Source organism: Terrabacter sp. Root181 (genome assembly GCF_001428505.1).
In the GTDB taxonomy this organism is placed as follows: domain Bacteria; phylum Actinomycetota; class Actinomycetes; order Actinomycetales; family Dermatophilaceae; genus Terrabacter.
The window spans coordinates 1,856,060-1,870,050 of the sequence record NZ_LMHU01000001.1 but is presented as its reverse complement, the minus strand read 5'-3'; the positions used below and the strand labels follow the sequence as shown (position 1 = coordinate 1,870,050).

Sequence of the window (13,991 nt, the reverse complement as noted above, 5' to 3'; positions counted from 1 at the left end):
CCGATCAAATCGTTTCGACTCGGGGGTGCTTGAAGCCTTAACCTTGTCGCGCTCCCCCACCTTCGTTGTCGAAAGGCACTCGCATGCCTCGCCTTGCCATGCCCACCTCCCGCGACCAGCGCTCGGCCCCGCCGACTCCTGCTCGCGAGATCGCGCGCATCGCCGTGCCGGTGAGCATGGAGTTCGTCCTCATGCTGGTGCTCAACTTCGTCAACCAGATCGTCGTCGGCAGCCTCGGCGCCACCGCCATCGCCGCGGTGGGCTTCTCCAACAGCCTCACCTTCATCCTCGCCGTCACGCTCGGCTGCCTCGGCACGTCGGTGAGCATCCTCGTCGCACGGGCCCACGGCGCCGGCCGCCGCGACGCACTCGACCACACCGTGACCGCCGCGCTGCTCGTCGCCGTGGGGCTGGGCACCGTGGTCTCGCTCGTGCCGTGGTTCTTCGCCGACCACCTCATGGCGCTCGTCGGCGCCTCCCCGTCGGTCGCCGCCGCAGGCACCGACTACTTCCGCCTCACCGTCCTCGCGACCCTGCCGGTCATGCTCAGCGCGATCCTGGCGGGCGTCCTCCGCTCGGCCGGGCGGCCGACGAGCCCGATGATCGCGACGATGGTCACCGTCGTCGCGAACTCGGCGATCGCATACTCCCTCGTCGTCGGCCTCGGGCCGCTCCCCTCGCTCGGGGTCGCGGGGGCCGGATGGGCCACGCTCGTCACGGCCGTCGTGAAGTCGCTCATCCTGCTGTGGATGGCCTACGGCCGACGCGGGGTCGTCGGCTGGAGCCTGCCCGACAGCCTGCGCCAGTGGCGAGCCGTCATCGTGCCGCTCTTCGTCCTCGCGCTCCCGCTCGGCATCACCGAGCTCTTCTGGACGGTCGGGACCTTCCTCTACAACGTCGTCTTCCAGCAGCTCGGCGACGAGGCCCTGGCGGCCGCCCAGATCGTCACGACGCTCGAGGGTGTCTTCGTCGTCGGCAGCATCGGCCTGATGAGCGCCACGACGACACTCGTCGGCCGCTCGGTCGGTCGCGGCGACGTCGACGACGCGATGGCCTGGGTGCGGCGGCTGACGCGCGCCGGCATCGGAACCGCGGCGGTCTTCGGGGTCCTCTTCGGCGCCTCGGTCCTGCTCCTCGACGTCCTCTTCGGCGAGGCCGGCCGCGACGTGCGCACCATGGCCGGTGTCGGCATCCTCGTCAACGCGGCCTTCCAGGTGGTCAAGGTCCGCAACATGATCGTCGGCGCAGGCGTGCTGCCCAGCGCGAACGACGTGCGCGGCGTCATCATGGGCGACGTCGTGGGCGCCTTCGTCGTCGGCCTGCCGCTCGCCGTCCTCCTCGGCCTGCACACGCCGCTCGGCTACGTCGGCATCTTCGTCGCCCGCATCCTGGAGGAGCTGGCCAAGCTCGCGATCTTCACGTGGCGCGCACGCCGCATCCGGTGGGAGCGGCTCGTCACGCGGCTCGAGGCCGTGCCCGCCTGAGGCGCGCCTCGTCCGGTCGTGGTGCCTCGCCTAGCGTGAGGGGATGACCAACCGCCTCGACCACGCGACGAGCCCCTACCTGCTGCAGCACCGCGACAACCCGGTGCACTGGCAGGAGTGGGGCGAGGCAGCCTTCTCGGAGGCACGCGAGCGCAACGTGCCCGTCCTGCTGTCGGTCGGCTACGCGGCGTGCCACTGGTGCCACGTCATGGCCCACGAGTCGTTCGAGGACGAGACCGTCGCGGCGGCGCTCAACGACCGCTTCGTCGCGGTCAAGGTCGACCGCGAGGAGCGGCCCGACATCGACGCCGCCTACATGTCGGCGGTGACCGCGACGACGGGCCACGGCGGCTGGCCGATGACGGTCTTCCTCACCCCCGAGGGCGAGCCCTTCTTCTGCGGGACCTACTTCGCGCGCGACCACTTCCTGCGCGTGCTGGCCGCGCTCGACGAGGCGTGGCGCACGCGCGAGGACGAGGTGCGCGCGTCGGGCACGCACATCGCCACCAGCCTCGCCGAGGCCCTCCAGCCACCGACGCCGTATGCCGTCGAGCCGGCGGCGCTGTCGTCCGCGGTCGGGCTGCTGGCCCGCCAGTTCGACCATGTCGCAGGCGGATTCGGAGGCGCGCCGAAGTTCCCGCCGTCGATGGTGCTCGAGTTCCTGCTCCGCCACCACGCGCGCACGGGCGACGCCCCCTCGCGCGACATGGCCTGTCGCACGCTGGAGGCGATGTCGCGCAGTGGGATGTACGACCAGCTCGCCGGAGGCTTCGCCCGGTATGCCGTCGACGCGGGGTGGGTCGTGCCGCACTTCGAGAAGATGCTCTACGACAACGCGCTCCTGCTCCGGGCCTGCACGACGTGGTGGAAGGTGACCCGCGACCCGCTGGCCGAGCGCATCGTCCGCGAGACCGCCGACTTCGTCGTGCGCGACCTCGGCACCGCCGCCGGCGGCTTCGCGTCGTCCCTCGACGCCGACGCGGCGGGTGTCGAGGGGCTGACCTACGCCTGGACGCCGGAGCAGCTCCGGGAGGTCCTCGGCGACGACGGTCCCGTCGCGGCAGAGCTGCTGTGCGTGACGGCGGAGGGGACGTTCGAGCACGGCACCTCCACCCTGCAGCTGCCGACCGACCCGGGCGACCCCGACTGGTTCGCCGAGGTGCGCCGCCGGCTGCTCGCCGCCCGCGCCGAGCGTCCTCAGCCCGGACGCGACGACAAGGTCGTCACGTCGTGGAACGGTCTCGCGATCGCCGCACTTTCGGGTGCCGGCGCTGCCTTCGACCGCCCGGACTGGGTCGAGGCGGCCGGCCGGTGCGCCGGCCACGTCCTCGACGTCCACCTCGTCGACGGCGAGCTGCGGCGCGCGTCACGCCTCGGCGTGGTCGGGGCCGCCCGGGCCGTCGCCGACGACCACGGCAACCTGGCGGAGGGGCTGCTCGTGCTGCACCAGGTCACGGGCGGTCTGCCCTGGCTCGACGCGGCTCGCGAGGTGCTGGACGCTGCCCGCGACTTCGCGGCCGACGACGGCGGCTTCCACGACACCGCCCGGGACGCCGAGCCGCTCTACCTGCGTCCGCGCAGCGCCGCCGACAATGCCGAACCCTCCGGACAGTCCGCCCTGGCCGGTGCGCTCGTGACGCTCGGCGCGGTCACCGGTGACGCGGCGGCCCTCGACGCGGGCGCCCGCGCGACCGCCGCGGGCCTGGGACTGGCGGTGCGCGAGCCGCGCTTCGGCGGGTGGTCGCTCGCGGCCGCCGAGGCGCTGGTCGCGGGCCCGCTGCAGGTCGCCGTCGCCGGGTCGGGTCCCGAGGCAGATGCGCTCGAGACCGCCGCTCGGCGCTCGCCGAGCCCGGGGCTGGTCGTCGTCCGCGGCGAACCGGACGCTCCCGGCCGGCCTCTGCTGGCCGAGCGCCCTCTGGTCGGGGGGCGCGCGGCGGCCTATGTCTGCCGTGGGATGGTCTGCGAGCTGCCCACGACCGACCCCGAAGAGCTGGCGGCACAGCTGGGTGGAGCGAGCGCCGACGGCGGGCGGTGACGCGACGGCGGGCGGTGACGCGACGCCCTGGGGCGACGCACCGAGGGCGACGCGCCGAGGGCGACGCGCCGAGGGCGACGCGCTGAGGGGACGAACCGCCCAACAATCTCATCTGGCAGGCCAAACCCGCGCATTCTGCGACAATCACCGCATGATGGGCTCAGCGCGCACCGCGGTCGTCGTCGAGGACGACGACGACATCCGTGAGCTCATCACGCACAGCCTGACCATGCAGGGCTTCGAGGTCTCGGCCGCGTCGTCGGGCCAGGCGGGCCTCGAGCTCGTCGTCGCCACCGATCCCGACCTTGTGACGCTCGACCTCGGACTGCCCGATCTCGACGGGATCGAGGTGTGCCGGCGGGTGCGCGACGTGAGCCAGGCCTACGTCGTCATGATCAGCGCGCGCACCGACGAGATCGACCGCCTGATGGGCCTCGAGATCGGCGCCGACGACTACCTCACCAAGCCGTTCAGCCCCCGCGAGCTGCAGGCCCGCGTCAACGCGATGTTCCGCCGACCGCGGACCGTCGGTGCGACCGGTTCCGACGAGTCACCGGCCGCGGACGCCAACGGCTCGTCGTCGACCGCCGGCGGATCGCCCCGCGACGGCGCGACACCCGACGGCGCGACGCCCGAGCTCGTGCGCCACGGCCGCATCGCCGTCGACCCCGAGGGCCGCGTCGCCACGGTCGACGACCGTGAGGTCGACCTGACGCGCACCGAGTTCGACCTGCTCTCGACCCTCGTCAGCGCACCCCGCCGCGTGTGGTCCCGCGCCGTCCTGCTCGACAGCCTCTGGGGCCCCGGCTGGTCCGAGGAGCACCTCGTCGAGGTGCACGTCGGCAACCTCCGTCGCAAGCTGAGTCGCCTCGGCCCCGACGGGATGCGTGCCCCGATCCGCACCGTTCGAGGCGTCGGCTACCGCATGGAGGAGCCGGACGCGTTCTGACGCCCACCGGCGCGACCGGGTCCGGCGGGCCGGTCCTCACTGCCGGACGGCGGGTCGAGCGCGCCGTGCGGGCCGACCGTGCCGTCTCCCGTCACGAGATGGGGGCTGGGGCCCTGGGCGTCAGGCGAAGGCGGCTGGAGCGGCACGCTCGAGGTGTGACCGAAGGGCGTCGCGCGCGGCGGGCGCGAGGCCCAGCATCGAGTCCCCTCGTTCGCGCGCCAGATCGGGCTCACCACGACGGACCGCGTCGATGACGCAGAGCACGGCCGACTCGAGCCGCACGAGGCCAACGGTGGCCGACGAGACGCGCAGGCTGAGCAGCACGTCCATGGCGTCGACCTCGTCGCGGCGTTCGAGGGCGGACGCGGCGCGGGTCAGACGCGTATCGAGCATCCGCAGATAGGTCTGCGCGATCGAGCGTGCGAGGTCGTCGCTCTCGAGCTCGGACGCCAGGCGGGTCAGGGCCGAGGGATCGAGCTCGTCGACCGTGAGTCCGGGACAGACCGGGCCCACGACCCCGTCAGAGGCCACGGCCGGCCCCGAGAGTGCACGGGGCCGCGTTCACGACGTGAGCCCGTGGACGTCCGGCCGCGCGCCGGATCGGGGCGGGCCGGCCTCCCACCAGGCGGCCCGCCCCGATCCGGTCTCCTCCCCCGATGACGTCCTCGAGTGGGCCCGCCGTCCGGGGAGGTGGCCGCGACCGCGCACCGTCACTGCAGGGTCAGTGCTGGTGCTGCTCGTCATGGCGCTCCTCCCCGGATCGGCGGGCACTCGCCCGAAGGTCTCTCTGTCAGCGGGCCGGTCCCACCCACCGTTCCTGCTGATGGGGACGACTCTGCCGCGCCAACTGCAAGGCCGAACGCCGTGCCACGCATGGTTTCCGCAAGAAAGCCACAAGGCCCTCCCGGTTCGGGAGGGCCCGCGGCTTTTGTCCTCGGCCGGGCGCGCGGCGCGCCGGCCCGGGCAGCGCGGTCAGAGAGCCGTCGACAGGTAGTCGGTCGCACTCGTGGCGAAGGCCTCGCCCGTCAGCTCGGAACCGACGAACAGGGCGGTGGCCCAGATGTCGGCCCAGAGCAGGGTCGGGCCGGTCACCGTCACCGACCCCGGACGTCCCACGAGCTTCCCCGTCGCGGGGTCGTACAGGTGCGCCCCACGCGCCGCCGTGCCCGAGGTCGCCACGGCCCCGCGCGTCAGCGTCAGGGTGCTCGCGATGCGCTGTCGGTCGAGGGGGTCCTCGACGCCGACGCGCCACGTGATCGCCCGTGGACCGTCGGTCGGCATGTCGGGATGTGCGCCGATGAGCAGGTCGCCGCCGGCGTTGATGCAGAAGGAGATCCCCTCGAGTCCCGACAGCGGCACCGAGGCGCGGTCGACAGCCCACCCCTTGACGAGGCCGGTCGGGTCGAACGCGAGGTCGCCGTCACCGGTGGGCAGCAGGGTGGTGAACGCCCCACGGGTGAGGACCTCGGCCTCCTGCCCGATGCGCAGTGCCTCCTCGACGAGGGGGCTGCACTGCGCGACGTCGACCTCCTCGCGCCGGAGCCTCATGAGGTCGGAGTCCTCGCGGTAGGTCGAGAAGATCGAGTCCATCTCGCGCAGGATCCGGAAGGCCCCGGCCACGGCCTCCTGCGCGGCAGGGCCGTCGACGTCGGCGCCGCGCAGGTGGAGGGAGATCGGCATGCCCATGATCTGCTCCACCCAGGCGCGCCTCGCGGGCGCGGGGGTCGGTGCGGTCTCGATCGGGCTGGTCTGGCGGGGACGGGTCACGGTTCGCTCCTTGCTCGCCTGTCTCAAGAGTGCCTCACAGGTTGGCCTGGTCGATGGCTGACTGCAGGGACTGCGTGTAGCCGTCCCACGTGTAGGTGGCCCCGGACACGACGTCGATCTGTGCCGACTGCGCGCTCACCGTCTCCTGGTTGTAGACCGGGACGGCGGCCGAGTTGATCATCTGGTCGCGCCGGTCGTTCCACGGGACCTGGAGCACCTCGGCGGCCGTGATCTTGCCGGCCTTGACGGTGATCTGGACCTGGACGTTGCCGTAACGGGTCATGACCGCGTCACCGGCGTAGGTCTTGGCTGCCGACGACGTGCTGGTCGACCCTGACGAGCCCGACGACCCGCTCGAGCCGCTGGTGTCGGACGACGTCGTTCCCGAGTCGGTCGTGGCGTCGTCGGTCGGCTCCTGGCCGGACGAGTCGGTCGAGGAGGCGGACGAGGACCCGGACGTCGAGCCGGTGCTGTCGGACGTCTTGCTGCTCGTCGTCACCTGCCGGGTCTCGGCCACGACGGCGGACGAGCTGCGGGACGTGCTGTAGCTGAAGAGGAGGACGAGCACGGTCAGGGTGCTCATGGCCCAGAGGACGGTGCGGCGCATGGGGGGCTCGATTCGGTTCGGTCGGTTCGCGCAGGTCGCGGGGTCGGGGGGCGGATGCCCGCGCGGACTCAGTAGGTGAAGCGCTCGTGGTGCACGGCGTCGTCGGGCACCCCGGCCTCGTGGGCGGCGGTGATGACGGTGTCCATCCAGGCGGGGTTGCCGCACACGTAGACGTCACGCTCGGCGATGTCGGGGACGATCCGGGTCAGGGCCTCGGCGTCGGTGAGGTGTCCCACGTCGACGGGGAGCCAGCTGGCGCGCTCACGGTTGCGGTGCCCCACGACGGCGACGACCCGTCCGCCCTTGGCGCGGGCGAGGTCGAGCAGCTCGTCGCCGAGGACGATGTCGGCCTGGCTTCCGACGCGGTAGATCACGACGACGCCGTCGGGCGAGGCGGGCAGCGCCTCGAGGATGGCGCGCAGCGGCGTGATGCCGATTCCGGCGCCGATGAGCACGGCCTTCTCGCTCGTGCGGACACCGGCGTGCAGGCGGCCGTAGGGGCCCTCGACGAGGACCTTGGTGCCCGGGCGCAGCGTCGCGAGGCGCGCGCTCGAGGTGCCGACGGCCTCGGCCGTGATCCGGAGCGAGCGACCGTCGGGCGCGGCGGACAGGGAGTACGGGTTGCCGCGGGTCCAGCCCGCACCGTCGAGGAAGCGCCACTGGAAGAACTGTCCGGCGCGGACGGGCAGGCGGTCGAGGCGGCGACCCGTCATGACGACCGAGGTCACGGTCGGCGACTCTTCGACGACCTGGGCGACGACGAGACGGTGGCGGCTCGAGCGGTAGGCCGGCAGCCCCACCCGGTAGACGAGGACGGCGACGAGGGCGAAGGCGTACAGACCCCACCAGAAGACCGTCGCGACGACGTTCGTGTTGAAGTCCGCCCCGGTCCAGAGCTGGTGCGGTAGGGCGAGCCCCGCGCCGAGATAGGCGTAGAGGTGCAGCAGGTGCCACGACTCGTAGCGCAGCTTCGCCCGGGCCTTCTTCACGGAGGTGACGACGACCATGACGAGCGCGATGGTGCCGGCGAGTGCGAGCAGCATGCCTGGCGAGTGCAGCACAAAGTCGACGAAGGTGGCGATGACGCCCAGGTCGGTGCCGGCGTTGTAGCCGACCGTGATGAGGACGATGTGGGCGAGCATGAGGTTGAACGACGTGAAGCCGACGAGCCGGTGCACGCGGGCGAGCTCGTCCTGTCCCCAGGCCTGCTCGACGAGCGGGATGCGAGCCATGAGCAGGACCTGGAGGAGCATCAGCACCGACGCGAGCAACCCGCTGAGACGGCCGAGGTTGGTGAGGCTCTCGGTGAGCGAGCCGAACGCGGCCAGCCCTCCTCCGACGACCCACAGGGCCACGACGAAGAGCGTGACGCCCCAGGCGAACACGGCGGATGCGTCCCGCCACCAGCGCGGCGTCGGGGCGAGGGCCTGGCGCCGCGACGCGGCCGGCACCGAGAGGTCACGGCTCTCGGGGAGGGCGAGTGAGGGCATGTCACACACATTTGTGGCGGACCCTGTGCGTGCGCTGTGCCGACGGGGTGTCAGCCGTATGAGTCGCCGGCCCCCCGGACCGTGCTCTCGTGGCGCCATCGGGACAGGTCCGTCGGGCCCGGCTCGACGCCGAGCCGCTGCCGCAGCCGGGCGGTGTCGAGGACGCGGCTGACCGCGAGGTGCGAGACGGCGTACGCCGTCAGCAGCGGAGGCGTGGACGCCCGGGTGAGCCGGGCGGTCGCCTCAAGGGCGAGTGCTGCGGTCCAGGCGACCGCCGGTCCCGTGAGGAGGGGTCGCTCGGTCCAGCCGTTCGCCGCCGCGACACCCGCCGCGACCTCGATCAGCGGGAGGGCTCGGGCGTCCGCGACATTGAGGACCTCTGTGCCGCATACGGATTCGCACGCTGCGGTGGCGGCTTCGGCAACCAGTCGGACGTCCGTGAGGTGGACGAGCGTGTCGCTGCTCCCAGGGCAGACCAGCCGCCCGTGCCGACGTGCGCGCTCGAGCCGCGGCAGGAGCGTGGGGTCATCGGGACCGTGGACGGCGTGCGGGCGCAGCACGACGCTGCCGATGCGCGCGAGGACGACCTGCTCCTGCGCTCCCTTGGCGCGCGAGTAGGCCGACAGCGGCCGCGTCGTCACCGGGACGTCCTCGGTGAAGACGTGGCGCGGGCGGCTGGGAGCCCGGAGGGGGTAGACGCTGCACGACGAGACGAGCACGACCTTGGCCCGGGGCCAGGTGTCGAGGACGGCGCGGGTGCCGTCCACGGTGACGGCCTCGTGGACGGCCCAGGGGTCCCACTCGTCGACGTGCGCCGCTGCGTGGACCACGGCGTCGACCGGCGGCGGGTCGGCCAGCACGCCGGTCGTGAGGTCCCACCGACGGTGCTCGAGCCCCGGGCGCAGGGCGACCGGCCGGCGGCTCAGGCCGAGCACCTCGTGTCCCTGGGCGAGCAGCCGGTCCACGACCGCACCACCCACGAAACCGCTGGCCCCCGTCACCGCGACCCTCATGGCGCCGTGCCCACCCGGCCGTCAGTGACGAGCGCCCGCAGCGCCTCCAGGTCGAGGGCCCCGGAGCGGCCGCGACGGGGCACCGACTCGACGACGACGACGTCGTCGGGGCGCCAGGCCTCGTCGGCGAGCGCCGGCCAGGCACGGTGGACGAGGCGGCTGGCCTCGCGTGCCAGTCGCTCGGTGACGCCTCGCACGGGGACGACGGCGAGCACGACGCGTTCGTCGCCCGTGACCGGGTGGGGCACCCCGACGAGCGCGCAGTCCCGGACGTGCTCCGAGAGCCGCTCGAGCAGGAGCGGCTCGACGAGCTCGGGGTAGATGTTGGTCTGGCCGCGGATGATCATGTTCTTGGCCCGCCCGGCGAGCAGGAGCGTGCCGTCAGGCAGGAGCTCGCCCAGGTCGCCGGTGCGCACCTCGTCGTCGGGCCGCTCCCCCGCGAGACGGTGCCGTGCCTGCGGGGCACGCACGACGATCTCGCCGACCCCATCGGAACCCGGGGCGTCGATGCGCACCAATACGCCGGGCAGCGGGCGACCCAGGCTCGTGCGAGCGATCGGTGACGCGAGCACCTCGGCGCCGGTGGCGACGGCCACGGGCAGCGCCTCGGTGAGCCCGTAGAGGGCGCGCACGTCCACGCCGGGCGCGAGGCGGGCCAGACGTCGCACCGTGGCCGGCAGCACGGGAGCCCCACCCATGGCGACGTGCCGGACGGACGGCGGCAGTCCGTGGGTGGCTGCCGCGAGCACCTTGGCCGGGACGGCGTACGCGTGGGTCGCAGACTCCCACCCGGCCTGGCGCAGCCACGCTGCCGGTGACGCCGTCACCGGTGGGAGCGACCAGACCGCCCCGGCCACGAGACTGGGCAGGCCGATCATCAGCTGGTCGGTGTGCACGACGGCGCCCGCGTCGAGCCCGAGGGCCGACACGGCGGCGTGGACCCCCGCCGACAGCGATGCCAGGGTGTGGACCACGGCACGCGGCGCCGCGGTCGAGCCCGACGTGAAGACGACGAGCGCATCTCGTGCGGGGTCACCCACCCCAGGCGCGGTCGAGGACCGTGTCAGGTGCTCCCAGCGGGTCGCCGAGCGCGGCACCCCAGGCAGCCGCGGGCCGGTGACGACGTGCACGAGGCCGGGCGCCGAGAGGTCGGGCAGCTGGAGGCCCGACGTGGCGGGCAGACGGGCGAGCACGGTCGAGAAGGGGCGTCGAGTGGCGGCGTGGACGACGGTGTCGGCGACCGCGGCGCGGACCGGCGCGGTCCGACGACGCACGTCGAGCAGGGCCTGCCCGGCACCGGGGTCGGCCACGACGACGACTCCCCCGGCGAGGACGACCCCGAGGGCCGCGGCCACGGCACGCGGCGAGGGGCGGACGGCGAGCAGGACCCCGTCGCCCCGCACGAGCCCGTGGGTCGTGAGGTGCGCGGCCACGGCCGTGAGATCGGTGCCGAGCTCGCCGTACGTCACCGACCGGCCCCGGTGGTCGCGGACGGAGACGCGGTGCGGCTCGGCGGCCGCCCTCGCCAGGAGCGTCGTGACGAGGTCGGCCTCGCCCGTCATGCCGCCTGCCCGCCGTTCGTGGCCAGGTCCGACCGGCCGCTGCGCACCGTCAGGTGGGCGTATCTCGGCACGAGGACGCGTCTGGCGGCGCGACGCGACGTGACCACGAGCCCCTGCTCGCCCGCCACGTCGAGGAGCATCGCCGTCATGGCCCGCAGCTCGGCCAGCGCGAGCGGCGCACCGAGGCAGAAGTGCGAGCCGGCCCCGAACCACAGGTGGCGCAGGTCGCCGGTGGCGGGGCGTCCCGGCTCGAAGCCCCCGACCCGTCGCGTCGCCCACCACAGCAGCACGACGACGCGCTCGTCGGCCCGGAGCCGGAGCCCTCCGACGTCGGTCGAGCGGACGCATCGGCGCAGGGTCGCGAGGCTCGGCGTCGTCATGCGCAGGCCCTCCGCCACGGCCTCATCGACGTCGCACGTGACGGCTGCCCGGGGCTCGAGCAGGCCTGCGTCGGCGAGCTGGCCGGCGATCCGGGGCAGCGCGCTGCTCACCGTGCCCGTGCCGGTGAGGAAGAGCGCGGCCGCGAGCGAGCGCGCCTCGTCGATTGAGGCGCCCTGCCGGGCCAGCCGTCCCATGACGGTGTCGGGCGACGCTGCGTCGTGGGCGGACTCGGCGGCGTCCTGCACGACGGCGAGCGCTGCGCGGGCCCGTTGCACCGCCGCGTCGTCGATGGTGCGTGTGCGCCACGTCACCATCGACTCGACGGCGTCGCTCGCCGCGAGGAGCACCGACGGCGGAGTGCTCGGGTCGAGCCCGACGACCACCCCGATCACGGCGGCGGACACCTCGCGCGCCAGCCCCACGAGGTCGACGTGCTCACCGGCCCTCAGCCGGTCGGCCGCTCGCGACACGCGGGGACCCGCCGCGGCGTCGCAGACCTCGCGCACCACGCGGGGCGAGAAGAGGTCTGCGAGCGAGCGCCGCAGGGTGCGGTGGTCGTCGCCCTCCATGTTGAGCAGCACCCGGTCACCGAGGACCGGCGTCCAGAGCGCGCCCGACGAGCCGGGGCCGTTCTTCGCGAACGCGTGCGTGTCGGTGAGCACCTGCCGTGCCACGTGCGGGTCGGCCACGAGCACGCCGACGCCGGGCACGCGTACGACACCACTCCGGGACACGGCGGCGTCGACGAGGCGCGCGACCACCGGGTGGGCCGAACGGACCAGCCGGGACTCCCAGCGGCTGCCCGGGTCGGTCAGGGCGAGCGCCCTCACGCGACGACCCGGACGTCGACGACGTCGGGGCGGTGGCCGTGGTCGAGGTACCACCGCAGGGTGTTGCGCAGGCCGTAGGCACGCAGGCGTCGCACCGAGGCGTGCACCACGAGGTCGCGGTGGTGCTCGACCCGGGTGCTGACGCGGCGCACCCGGTTGACGAGCTCGCGGTCCTCGTGGACCTCCTCGATGGCAGTCCTCGGGAAGCCGCCGCTGGCCACGTACGCCGCGGCGCTGACGCCGATGTTGCAGCCCGGGCTCATCCGGTAGGGCCCCTGCAGCTCGGGCGACCGGTTGCTCGGACGGAAGCGCCCGAACGTCTGGCAGATCCCGATGACGCCCGGGAGGACGACGCGCTCCCACGGGTGGAGGCGCACCTCGTCGGTGCGCGCCCGCATCGGTCCCGTGACGAGGTCGGCGCCGGCCGCGAAGGCGCGCCGACCGACGGCCGTCCACTCGCGGACGGGCAGCGTGTCGGCGTCGGTGCGCAGCACGTGCGTCGCCCCGTGCGCGATCGCGTGGCGCACGCCGGTGTCGGAGGCCGCGCCGGTCCCCTTGCGCGCCTCGGAGACGATCGTCACGCCGAGATCGTATGCCGCACAGGCCCTTTCGACTTCGGCGACCGTGCCGTCGGTGCTGGCGTTGTCGACGACGACCAGGCGGAAGTCGCGGTCACGCTGCGCGGCGAGGGCGGCGATCGTGCGTGCGATGCCGCCCTGCTCGTTGAAGGCGGGGACGACGACCCAGAGCCGGACGCCGCCGGCCCCGAGCGGCGCGAGAGGGGTCACCATCGCACCGCCATCGTGCCGACGCTGATGCCCCCGGCCAGGCCCACGAGGAGCACCGGCCGGCCCGGCTCGGCCAGGCCGCGCCGCTCGATCTGCTGCCACTGCAGCGGAAGGGTGGCCGAGGCGCAGTTGCCGTGGTCGGGAAGCGTCTCGACGACGAGGTCCCGGCGCAGCCCCAGGCGTGCGGCGAAGACGTCGAGGTAGGGCATCGCGACCTGGTGGACGGCGACGGCGACGAAGTCCTCCACGCCGAGACCGTCGGACTTGAGCGCACGGTCGATCTCCTCGACGTCGACGCTGTCGAAGGCCTGGCGCAGCCGCGCCCCGTCCATGACGAAGTAGCCCTTGTCGACGTCGCGGGGGTGCCGGGTGCCTCCGGCGGGCAGCTGTCCGACCGACCAGTGCCGCGACTCGGCCGTGAACCAGCGGTGCAGGATCTCGCCCCGCGCACCCGGTGCGGCCCGCTCGACGAGGGCAGCGGCGCCCGCGTCGCTCATCGTGTAGCCGGGCACCGACTCGACGAACTGTCGGGCGTCGCGCACGCTCCACCGGGCTGCGCGCGAGGGCATCTCGCCCGTGACGACGAGCACGCGTTCGTACTGCTCCATGGCGATGAGGGCCTCGGCGACCTGGACGCCGTTGAGCCAGGAGTTGCACGCGTTCTTGACGTCCATGACCGGGCACCGGGCGCCGAGCAGGTCGGCGACGATGTGTGCGGTCGCGGGCTCGACCAGGTCCTGCGACGCGGAGGCGAAGACGATCAGGTCGACGTCGGCGACGTCGAGACCGAGCGACGCCAATGACGTGCGGGCCGCCCGCGCCGCCAGGTCGGAGGCCTGGACGTCGGGACCGGCGTGGTAGATGCGACGCACTCCCGTCAGGCGTCCGAGCACCCCCACGGGAGGCACGAAACCCTCGCTCGAGAGGACGATCCGAGCCTCGACCTCCTCGACGGTGAGGGCGTGCTCGGCGACGTGGGCGCTGACGCCGGCGATCCGGCTGGACAGGCGACTGGACATGCGACCGCGGCCCTCCCTGGCTCGGCGACTCGGCCCCTCCGGAGCCGTGCGGGCAGTTTACGGTGA

At 73.6% G+C, this 13,991-nt stretch carries 12 protein-coding genes; 3 read left to right on the top strand and 9 right to left on the bottom strand.

The features are described from left to right. The first annotated feature begins 98 nt into the window (after nt 1-98). The 3 genes from ASD90_RS08690 (at nt 99) to ASD90_RS08680 (ending at nt 4,468) form a co-directional block, all read left to right on the top strand. The gene (locus tag ASD90_RS08690) at nt 99-1,484 is read left to right on the top strand and encodes an MATE family efflux transporter (RefSeq protein ID WP_056754050.1); all 1,386 of its coding nucleotides are present in this window, start codon (nt 99-101) and stop codon (nt 1,482-1,484) included. A 43-nt stretch (nt 1,485-1,527) separates the two neighbouring features. Further along, a complete protein-coding gene (locus ASD90_RS08685; RefSeq protein ID WP_056754048.1) occupies nt 1,528-3,519 on the top strand; it encodes a thioredoxin domain-containing protein in 1,992 nt (663 codons plus the stop codon). Between the two features lie 151 nt (nt 3,520-3,670). After that, the gene (locus ASD90_RS08680; protein ID WP_056754045.1) at nt 3,671-4,468 is read left to right on the top strand and encodes a response regulator transcription factor; all 798 of its coding nucleotides are present in this window, start codon (nt 3,671-3,673) and stop codon (nt 4,466-4,468) included. 120 nt (nt 4,469-4,588) lie between these two features. On the opposite strand, the gene ASD90_RS08675 is transcribed toward ASD90_RS08680, so the two are convergent. The 9 genes from ASD90_RS08675 to ASD90_RS08635 form a co-directional block, all read right to left on the bottom strand. Then, nucleotides 4,589-4,999 (bottom strand): hypothetical protein, encoded by a 411-nt coding sequence (locus ASD90_RS08675; RefSeq protein WP_056754042.1) that lies wholly within the window; start codon nt 4,997-4,999, stop codon nt 4,589-4,591. Nucleotides 5,000-5,440: 441 nt separating this feature from the next. Beyond that, nucleotides 5,441-6,235, bottom strand: coding sequence for an FAD:protein FMN transferase (locus ASD90_RS08670; RefSeq protein ID WP_056754039.1), 795 nt, complete (start codon nt 6,233-6,235; stop codon nt 5,441-5,443). Nucleotides 6,236-6,269: 34 nt separating this feature from the next. After that, a complete protein-coding gene (locus ASD90_RS08665) occupies nt 6,270-6,842 on the bottom strand; it encodes an FMN-binding protein (protein ID WP_056754035.1) in 573 nt (190 codons plus the stop codon). Between the two features lie 68 nt (nt 6,843-6,910). Continuing rightward, nucleotides 6,911-8,332, bottom strand: coding sequence for a ferric reductase-like transmembrane domain-containing protein (locus ASD90_RS08660; protein ID WP_157623059.1), 1,422 nt, complete (start codon nt 8,330-8,332; stop codon nt 6,911-6,913). Between the two features lie 50 nt (nt 8,333-8,382). Continuing rightward, complete coding sequence (locus ASD90_RS08655; protein WP_082588546.1) at nt 8,383-9,345, bottom strand: NAD(P)-dependent oxidoreductase; 963 nt, start codon at nt 9,343-9,345, stop codon at nt 8,383-8,385. After that, complete coding sequence (locus ASD90_RS08650; RefSeq protein WP_056754030.1) at nt 9,342-10,907, bottom strand: class I adenylate-forming enzyme family protein; 1,566 nt, start codon at nt 10,905-10,907, stop codon at nt 9,342-9,344. The genes ASD90_RS08655 and ASD90_RS08650 overlap by 4 nt, the downstream gene beginning before the upstream one ends. After that, nucleotides 10,904-12,118 (bottom strand): cytochrome P450, encoded by a 1,215-nt coding sequence (locus ASD90_RS08645; RefSeq protein WP_157623057.1) that lies wholly within the window; start codon nt 12,116-12,118, stop codon nt 10,904-10,906. The genes ASD90_RS08650 and ASD90_RS08645 overlap by 4 nt, the downstream gene beginning before the upstream one ends. After that, nucleotides 12,115-12,909, bottom strand: coding sequence for a glycosyltransferase (locus ASD90_RS08640; protein WP_056754027.1), 795 nt, complete (start codon nt 12,907-12,909; stop codon nt 12,115-12,117). The genes ASD90_RS08645 and ASD90_RS08640 overlap by 4 nt, the downstream gene beginning before the upstream one ends. Further along, nucleotides 12,903-13,925, bottom strand: coding sequence for a 3-oxoacyl-ACP synthase III family protein (locus tag ASD90_RS08635; protein WP_056754024.1), 1,023 nt, complete (start codon nt 13,923-13,925; stop codon nt 12,903-12,905). Before ASD90_RS08635 ends, ASD90_RS08640 begins: the two co-directional genes overlap by 7 nt. Between the last annotated feature and the right edge of the window lie 66 nt (nt 13,926-13,991).

Bases quoted from the DNA above. Each gene is read 5' to 3' on its own strand.
- ASD90_RS08690 (WP_056754050.1), top strand. From the start codon at position 99: ATGCCCACCTCCCGCGACCAGCGCTCGGCCCCGCCGACTCCTGCTCGC.
- ASD90_RS08685 (WP_056754048.1), top strand. From the start codon at position 1,528: ATGACCAACCGCCTCGACCACGCGACGAGCCCCTACCTGCTGCAGCAC.
- ASD90_RS08680 (WP_056754045.1), top strand. From the start codon at position 3,671: ATGATGGGCTCAGCGCGCACCGCGGTCGTCGTCGAGGACGACGACGAC.
- ASD90_RS08665 (WP_056754035.1), bottom strand. From the start codon at position 6,842: ATGCGCCGCACCGTCCTCTGGGCCATGAGCACCCTGACCGTGCTCGTC.
- ASD90_RS08660 (WP_157623059.1), bottom strand. From the start codon at position 8,332: ATGCCCTCACTCGCCCTCCCCGAGAGCCGTGACCTCTCGGTGCCGGCC.
- ASD90_RS08655 (WP_082588546.1), bottom strand. From the start codon at position 9,345: ATGAGGGTCGCGGTGACGGGGGCCAGCGGTTTCGTGGGTGGTGCGGTC.
- ASD90_RS08650 (WP_056754030.1), bottom strand. From the start codon at position 10,907: ATGACGGGCGAGGCCGACCTCGTCACGACGCTCCTGGCGAGGGCGGCC.
- ASD90_RS08640 (WP_056754027.1), bottom strand. From the start codon at position 12,909: ATGGTGACCCCTCTCGCGCCGCTCGGGGCCGGCGGCGTCCGGCTCTGG.
- ASD90_RS08635 (WP_056754024.1), bottom strand. From the start codon at position 13,925: ATGTCCAGTCGCCTGTCCAGCCGGATCGCCGGCGTCAGCGCCCACGTC.